The organism is Arhodomonas sp. KWT (genome assembly GCF_010993615.1).
In genome coordinates this window covers 40,769-47,460 of record NZ_WNXE01000010.1, presented here as the reverse complement: position 1 = coordinate 47,460, position 6,692 = coordinate 40,769, and the positions used below count along the sequence as shown (strand labels likewise).

The window sequence follows — 6,692 nt, the reverse complement described above, 5'->3', positions numbered from 1 at the left end:
ATTGCCCTCCGGGCCGCTGGTCAGGGCGGAGAGGCGTTCGTCCCCCGCCGGGCCGACCACGTGCAGCTCCTCGGTGGCGATGAGCTCCATTGCCAGCCCGGAGACGGTCTCCGCGCCGAAGACCAGCGCCAGGTCGAGGTTGCCCTGGCGCAGCCACTCCAGGGTGTGGCCGGACAGGCCCTCGGCGATGCGCAGCTGGACCTCCGGCAGCTCGCGGCGCACCTGCAGCGCGAGGGGCACGCTCAGCAGCATGCCCAGCGAGGTGGGGATGCCGATGTGGGTCGGTCCGGCGGGGCGGGCCTCGGTGTCCTGGATGTCGTCGCGGATGGCCTGGAAATCGCTGAGCAGCTTGCGGGCGTGGCCGAGCAGCCGGGTGCCGGTCTCAGTGAGGCGCACGCCCCGCACGCTGCGCACGAGCAGCTGGGTGCCGAGCTCCTCCTCGAGCTGGCGGACGTGCTGGCTCAGTGCCGGCTGGGCGACGTCGAGCTGCTCCGCGGCCCGGGTGATGGACCCCGCGTCGGCGATGGCGGCGAAGTAGCGCAGCTGGCGGATGTCCATGGTCCCGGCATATCCATCATTTCCGATGATTGCTTTGACTCTAAATCAAAGTGTTTTTTATTGGAACGATCGCGCCTCACCCGAGCCGCTCGGCCACCAGGTGGCCGGAGACGCCGCCCAGGCCCGGTCCCGGGTGGGTGGAGGCACCGATGTGGTGCAGCCCGCGGATGCAGGTGCGGTGGCCGTCGCCGTCGTTGAGCGGGCGCCAGAGCAGGAACTGGTCCGCCTGGCAGTCGCCGGCGTAGGGATCGCCGCCGACGAGGTTGATGTTCATGGCCTCCAGGTCGGCGGGGGAGAGCACGCGGCGGCCGAGCAGGGCGCGCTCCAGGTTGGGGACGTGCGCCGCGAGGCGGGCGACGATGCGGTCCGCGTAGGCCTCGCGGGTGGCCTCGTCCCAGGCACCGTCGGCGGGTGCGGGGATGCTGCCGGCGGCATCCCCGCGGATGTGACGGGGCAGCTCCTGGAGCTGAATCCAGAGGATCCACTTGCCCTCCGGGGCGCGGGAGGGGTCCAGGGCGGTGGGCTGGGCGACCACCACCGAGGCCTCCGCCGGCAGCAGTCCCCGCTCGGCCTCGTTCACCGCGCGGGATACCCCGTCCAGCCCCGGGGTGAGGTGCAGCATGGCGACCTCGTGCAGGGCCGGGTCCGGCCATTCCGGGGGCTCGTCGAGGGCGAGGTGGATCTGCATGCACCCGCGTCCGTAGCGGTAGCGGGCGGCATCGTCGCGCACCCGCGCCGGCACGGCGGCGTCGCGGAGCAGGCGGCCGTAGAGCTGGGTGGGGGTGGTGCTGCACACCACCGCGCGCCCGGCGGTGTAGCGTTCGCCCGCGGTGGTTTCCACGCCCCGGGCGCGGCCGCCCTCGACGACCACCCGGTCGACGTCGGCGCCGGTGACGAAGCGCCCGCCGTTGGCCTCGACCACGCCGCGGAAGGCGTCCACCAGGCGTTCGCTGCCGCCGCGGACCACCGGCATGCCCGCCCCCTCCAGGGTGAAGGCGATGAGCCGCAGCATGTGTCCGCCCAGGGCGCTGTCCGGCCCCAGGCCGGTGTGCAGGATCCATGGGGCGAGGCAGGCACGGAGGTGCCCGGACTCGAAGGTCCGCTCCAGCCAGGTGCGCGCGCTCTCCATACTCTCGCCGAAGTAGCGGATCAGCCCGCGGTGGCCCTCGCGGCGGCCATGGCGGAACAGCGTCTTCGCCACGCCCCAGCTCTTGAGCTCGCTGCCGAGCAGGGTGAACGTGGTGTCCGCGTGGGCGGCGACCGCGTTCATGGCGGCGTCGAAGCGCTCGCCGTCGCCGGCGGCGAGGGCGTTCATCGCCTCGATGTTGCGCCCGCGATCCCGCGAGAGGATGAAGTGGCTGCCGTCCGGCAGGATCACGCCCGTGGGCGTGTCCGTGTTCGCGTACTCCAGGCCCTGCGCGTGGAGGGCCTCGCCGAGGGCGGCATACCCCGGCGAGGTGACGAACAGGGGGTGGAAGCCGGAGAGGGTGTCGTGGTGGAAGCCCGGCACGGTGGCCTCCTCGGTGCGGATGCACCCGCCCGGGCGGTCGTTGCGTTCGAGCACGATCACCCGCCGGCCCCGGCGCGCGAGCCCCGCGGCGCAGACCAGCGAGTTGATGCCGCTGCCGACGATCACGCAGTCGGCGTTGCGGTCTCTGGCGGTATCGCTCACGGCGCTGCCTCCTGTCGTTCCGTGGATCAGAACGGGATGGTGACGATCACCCGAGCGGTGGTGCCCTCGGGGCGGTGCTCGCTGTGGTACTCGTCGTAGAGCGCGGCGTCGAAGCTCATGCCCAGCGACTTCGAGCGGTAGGTCACCTGGCCGCCGACGGCATGGACCTCGTCCTTGGGCGTGGGCACGCCCGCGGGGGCGTCGTCCTCGGTGAGCTGCCAGCTGTCGTAGCCCACCAGCCCCACGGTGAGCGCGGGGTTGAAGCTGTGGCTGATGCCCCACTCGGCCACCCAGTTGTCGCCGGGCTCGATGTCGGTGCCCTCGATCTCCGAGGCCATGGTCTCGTAGCGGTTGAGCAGCGAGACCGCCCAGGTGCGGTCGGCGGTGAGATACCAGGTGCCGCCGAGTGTGACCATCACGTTGGAGTAGCCCTGGCCCACGGAGGCCGCCGCGGCCACGGGGTTGTCGTCGTCGTAGTCGCTGAACGCGTCGGTCCAGTAGCCGGCGGCGAGGACCGTGTCGTAGCGCTCGCCGTGCCAGGCGAGGATCAGCGGGCTGAGGAAGACGTCGCCGAGGCCGCTGTCGCTCTCACTCAGGCCCATGGCGTCGACGTCCTTGTCCAGGATCGGGGCGATGGCCTCCATGCCGTAGTCCGCGCCGAGGAACTGCTTGTCGGTGATCCAGATCGCGCGGGGCACCACCGCCCGGACCGTGGCGCTGTCGTCGCCGCCGGGGATCTCGCCGTCGTTGTCGCTGATGGCGTCGACCTTGACGTTGTCGGAGTCGTAGTACACGCCGTAGGTGCGCAGGTAGAAGCCCGGCGGCGGCACCGACGCCCCCAGGCTGCCCTCCACGCCGGGGACATAGTGCTGCGTGGCGTCGGCCGAGGCGGCGGCGGGCAGGGCGGCGGCGATCGCGGTGGCGAGGCCGGCCGCGACGAGGCGGTTGCAGTGGGTCATGGTTCTCTCCTCCCCGTGATTATTGTGTCAGTCGGTTCACTCGAACGCGCCGAAGGCGCCGTTCATGTACAGCAGCGGGCTCTCCGGCTCGCTGGTGACGACCTCCTTGACCTCGCCGATGAGAACCGCGTGGGTGTGGGTGACCAGCATCTCCTCGACGACGCACTCGAAGCTCGCCAGCGCCCCGCGCAGCATCGGGATGCCGTGGGAGGAGACGTCCCAGGCCGTCGCCTCGAAGGGGTTCTCGCCGGGCTCGCCGAGCATGCCGGCGAAGCGCCGGGCGACCGTCTCCTGCTCGCGGCTGAGCACGTTGACGGACATGCGCCGGCTCGCGGCGATGAGCTGGAAGGTCCGCCCGCCGAGGTTCACGCAGGCGAGCAGCCGCGGCGGCTCGGCGGACAGCGAGGTCACCGCGGTGGCGGTGAGGCCGTTGCGCTCGCCCTCGTGGGCGGTGGCGACGATGTTCACCGCCCCGGCGAGGCGGCGCATGCCGCCCTTGAAGTCCGCCGCCGGTGCGGCGTGGTCGCGGGCGAAGGCGGACAGTCCCTCGTTGGCCGGGGGCGGGAAGTGCCGGGTGTGCTGCATGCGGATGTTGGCGTTGGCCATGGCGTTGTCCTCCGGTGTCTCGGGCTCGCGGCGGCCGTGCCCGGCGGGCGCGGCCGCCATGGATTACGCCGCCTGCAGGGCGTCCAGGTAGGCCTCGGCGGCCCCGGCCTCCATGAACCAGGGGAAATAGTCCCGCGGGTCGTTGAAACCGTTGGCCATGCGCCGGGCCAGGGCCGGGTTCTCCTGGGCGGCGCCGAGCAGCTGCAGCATGTGCGGGGCCGGGGGCTGGAGCAGGGCGTTGGTCCAGTCGACGACGTAGCGGGCGTAGTCCCAGTAGTGTTCGAAGGTGGCCTGCATCCAGTCGGTGTCGTAGGGGGCGTCGCCGCGGGCGAGGATGGCCTCGAGGTAGGCGGCGGCGCACTTGGAGGCGTTGTTCGAGCCCTGGCCGGTGATCGGGTCGTTGAGCACCACGGTGTCGGCCATGCCCATCACGGCGGCGCCGGAGGGCAGGCGGGCCACGGGGTGGCGCACCGTCGGGGGGAAGCGCCCGGCGAGGGTGCCCTGGTCGTCGGTGAGCTCGACGTTGCGGCAGCGTGCGGCCTCCCAGGGGAGGTAGGCGTCGAGGATCTCGAGGCTGCGCTCGAGGTGGCCGCGGGGGCCGTCCACGTCGCCCCAGCAGTCCATGGGGCCGCCCGGCACGCCTTCGAACACCATGATCTCGCACGGGCCGGTGAGCGTCAGCGCCGGGAAGACGAAGTACTCGCCCACGCCGGGGATGAGGTTGAAGCACACCGCGGAGTGCTCCGGGCGCGGGGTCATGCCGTGGACGTAGGTCAGCGCCAGGGCGCGCTGGGGCTTGTCGAAGGTCGAGCGTTCGGCGTCGCGCTCGAACAGCCGGCCGATCTCGCCCTTGCCGGAGGCGACGATCACCAGGTCGTAGTCCCGGGCGTAGGACTCGAGGTCCTCGACGCCGGCGTCCTGGATGCGCAGGTCACCGCCGCGGCGGGTGAATTCCTCCATCCACGCCGGCATCTTCACGCGCTGGTCCACGGACTGGGCGTAACTGTCCAGCCGTCCGGCCCATTCGAGCTGCTTGCCGCCGCCGTTCTCGGCGGGGACGGTGAACGAGATCCCCTCCACCGGCGGGCAGTCCTCCTCCCAGAAGTTCAGCCCGAGGTCGCGCTCGTGCTGGAGCGCGGCGTCGAACATGCACTGGCTGGAGGTGACGCGGCCGTTGCGGATGTCCTCGCCGCTGCGGTTGGAGACGATGGTGACGCCGTAGCCGTTGTCGAGCAGGCCGATGCCGAGCTGGAGCCCGGACTGGCCGCCGCCGATGATCATGATGCGACGCATGGTTCTCTCCTCCTCAGGTTCTGGTCCGCACCCGCCACCGGATTGCCCGGGGGTGAGCGGCGGTGGCGCGTGCGGGGTGTCCGGCGCGGGCGGTTCGCCGCCGGGCCGGAATTCGCCGGCCTAGCCGAGCCGGGTGATGGCCGCGGCGGCCTGTTCGGGTCCCATCGCGGTGTAGCCACCGTCCACGGCGTAGTCCGCGCCGGTGACGAAGCTCGCCTCCGGCGAGCACAGGAAGCGCACCACCGCCGCCACCTCCCCGGCCTCGCCCAGGCGCCCGGGCAGGTGGTAGTCCGCGGCCACGTGGTCCGCCTTTTCCCGGTCGCCGCCGGCGAGCGCCTCGATGACGTTGGACCAGGTCCAGCCGGGGGAGACGCTGTTCACGCGGATGCCCTCGCCGGCGAGATCCACCGCGGCGGAGCGGGTGAGCTGGAGCATGGCGGCCTTGGTGGCGGGGTAGAGCCAGCGCCCGGACTGGGCGACCCTGGCGCTGATGCTGCCGAAGTTGACGACGCTGCCGCCGCCGCGCCCGCGCATGTGGGGGCGCACCGCCCGCAGCATCATGACCGCGCCGATGAGGTTGACGTCGAAGGCGGTGTGCCAGTCCTCGCGCGTCGAGTCCGCGCCGTCGTCGACGTAGCAGCAGGCCAGGTTGACGAGGATGTCCACGCCGCCGTCGCGGGAGACCACCGTGTCCACGCAGCGGCGGATCGCCTCGTCGTCGGTGACGTCGGTGGCGATGAAGCGTGCGCCGTTGCCGATGGCCTGCGCCGCGCTCTCACCGCCGTCGGTGTCGATGTCGGCGAGGGTGACGCGGGCGCCGGCCTCGCACAGTGCAGCGGCCACGGCGCGGCCGATGCGGGTGGCGCCGCCGGTGACGATGGCGACTTTGTTATCCAGTGATGCCATGAGCCTCTTCCTCCTCGCGGGTCGTTGACGTCCCGTCGCGTTTCGTTGTTTTATGTTTGAAATATTTCAGCGCCCCCGCCCGGCCACAATCCGCTTTGCGCATCCGCTGTCCGGTATGCGCAAAGAAGCGGCGGACGGGGGCGGAGAAGGGCGGAAAGCCCCGCGTCGTTGTTGATTCCGAAGGGGAGGAGCCGGGGGCCGTTTCGCGGCCGCCGGCGGAGGCAGAGGCATCATGACCGAGTCTCCGGGCGGCGCCTTGCCGCTGGCCGGTTACGGCCTGTTCGAGACGGGCGACGTCGACGAGGCGCGGGAGTGCGTCGCCCGCGTGTTCTCCGCTCACCGGCTGGCGCCGGTGCGGGGGCCGGCGGACCTCGACGCCCACCACAACCGCGTCGACCTCGGCGGCGTGAGCGTGAACTACCTGCGCTACGGCGCCACCGTGTCCATCGACCCTGGCGAACTGGGCTCGTACTACCTCCTCCAGCTCCCGCTCGCCGGCGGTGCGGAGATTACCTGCGGCGGCGAGAGCGTCTCCGCCGGTCCCCGGCGGGGGACGCTGCTCGGCCCCGCCGGACGGGTGCGCATGTGCTGGAGCGGCGACTGCGGCAAGCTGCTGGTGCAGGTGCGCCGGGAGGTGATGAGCGGCTACGTCCAGGCGCTTCTCGGTGGCGCCGCTCCGGGCGTCCCGCGTTTCGACT

Annotated in this window: 7 protein-coding genes; 1 reads left to right on the top strand and 6 read right to left on the bottom strand. The window is 71.9% G+C overall.

Annotated features, from left to right (window positions below; all coding sequences use genetic code 11):
• From G7A99_RS03920 to G7A99_RS03895, 6 genes are all read right to left on the bottom strand, one after another.
• Positions 1-558, bottom strand: a 558-nt coding sequence (locus G7A99_RS03920; RefSeq protein WP_163138935.1) for a LysR family transcriptional regulator, incomplete at its 3' end; no start/stop codon positions are given.
• Between the two features lie 76 nt (positions 559-634).
• Positions 635-2,230, bottom strand: coding sequence for an NAD(P)/FAD-dependent oxidoreductase (locus G7A99_RS03915; RefSeq protein WP_163138934.1), 1,596 nt, complete (start codon positions 2,228-2,230; stop codon positions 635-637).
• A gap of 26 nt (positions 2,231-2,256) precedes the next feature.
• Positions 2,257-3,189 (bottom strand): transporter, encoded by a 933-nt coding sequence (locus G7A99_RS03910; protein WP_163138933.1) that lies wholly within the window; start codon positions 3,187-3,189, stop codon positions 2,257-2,259.
• A 36-nt stretch (positions 3,190-3,225) separates the two neighbouring features.
• Entirely contained in the window at positions 3,226-3,855 is a 630-nt protein-coding gene (locus G7A99_RS03905; RefSeq protein ID WP_163138932.1) for a flavin reductase family protein, read from the bottom strand.
• Between the two features lie 3 nt (positions 3,856-3,858).
• Positions 3,859-5,088, bottom strand: a complete 1,230-nt coding sequence (locus G7A99_RS03900; protein ID WP_018718638.1) for a styrene monooxygenase/indole monooxygenase family protein — start codon at positions 5,086-5,088, stop codon at positions 3,859-3,861.
• A gap of 120 nt (positions 5,089-5,208) precedes the next feature.
• Positions 5,209-5,994, bottom strand: coding sequence for an SDR family oxidoreductase (locus tag G7A99_RS03895; protein ID WP_163138931.1), 786 nt, complete (start codon positions 5,992-5,994; stop codon positions 5,209-5,211).
• A 232-nt stretch (positions 5,995-6,226) separates the two neighbouring features.
• On the opposite strand from G7A99_RS03895, the gene G7A99_RS03890 reads away from it, so the two are divergent.
• Positions 6,227-6,692: hypothetical protein (locus G7A99_RS03890; protein ID WP_205599723.1), on the top strand; the 466-nt coding region annotated here is incomplete at its 3' end.